Origin of the sequence: Symbiopectobacterium sp. (assembly GCF_051710365.1) — a bacterium.
In the GTDB taxonomy this organism is placed as follows: domain Bacteria; phylum Pseudomonadota; class Gammaproteobacteria; order Enterobacterales; family Enterobacteriaceae; genus Symbiopectobacterium.
In genome coordinates this window covers 1-1,134 of sequence record NZ_JBPETA010000374.1, presented here as the reverse complement: position 1 = coordinate 1,134, position 1,134 = coordinate 1, and the positions used below count along the sequence as shown (strand labels likewise).

At 57.4% G+C, this 1,134-nt stretch carries 1 pseudogene; it reads right to left on the bottom strand.

Features of this window, described 5'->3' with window-relative positions:
• Positions 1-121: 121 nt before the first annotated feature.
• Positions 122-1,134 (bottom strand): annotated as a pseudogene (mnmD, locus tag ACTBDZ_RS18020) (tRNA (5-methylaminomethyl-2-thiouridine)(34)-methyltransferase MnmD); the annotation flags it as partial.

Here is a 1,134-nt window from a genome sequence, read left to right as displayed (position 1 = left end):
CGGTTGGTAACAAGGGCTCAATGATTGCCCATGCTTCATCAGAAAGATCGTAGCGAGCCATAATCCAAAGTGTCGTAGAAACAGATGGATACTATAGCTCAAGCAATTAAGGGACACAGCCTAGCTCTGCCGGGCACAGCCAGCCACCCTCGGCATAGCTCACACCTGAAAAACCTATCGCTAATCCGGCCGTTGCATCCATCTCATCAGCGCTGAGCGGCGTAACCACCTCTGTCGGCCAGTTGCCGTGCAAGATTTGCGTGATTTTGCGCGCGCTTTTTTCATCGTAGGCAATCTGGTTCACACCACACCAGTCATGTTCATAGGCGATACCGGCTTGCAGCAGTGAATCGTACTGGCGGCGGGCAAAACCAAAAGCGGTGGCGGGAAAGCGCATCGTGTTTGTCATTGAGTAACGGGTAAAGGGCTCCCTGACGATTACCGGATGCGCCTAACGCCGGTGCCTCATCTTCACAATAGAGTGCCACGTGCGCGCCGCGTCGCAGCAGCGCCAGTGCTGTCAGTACGCTGGCAATGCCACCGCCAATAATAGCGATATCCTCTGTCGCGCTGGCGGCCGGGCGTGAATACCAGGGGGTTGCCACCGGGGCAAGGATGGCGTTCGGTAATACGCCGCGCAGCATTTCGCGTTTTTGTCCGTAGCCCTTGATCTTTTCCACATCAAAGCAGGCTTGCTGTAGTCCCCGACGCACAAACCCTGCGGCAGTGAATGTCGCAAAGGTACCCTGCGCCCGGCACAGACGAACCATGGCGTGAAACAGGTTCTCTGTCCACATGTCCGGGTTTTTGGACGGGGCAAAGCCATCGAGAAACCAGGCGTCAACCTGATGCGTCAGGGAATCGTCCAGCGTTGGCAGTAAGTCGTTGATATCGCCAAACCACAGGTCGAGAGTGATGGCACCGTCAGCCAGAATCAGGCGATGACAGCCCGGCAGCGCCGACGGCCATGCCTGCCGCAGTGCTTCGGCGTTAAGGGGCGAGTGTCGGCCAGTGGGCGTGCGCCTGTTCCAGATCGGCCACGCGCAACGGGAATTTTTCAAAGCTGATAAAGTGCAGGCGCCGCAGCGTGGCCTGCGGATGCTGCGCGCGAAAATGGGTGAATGCTTCCCATAG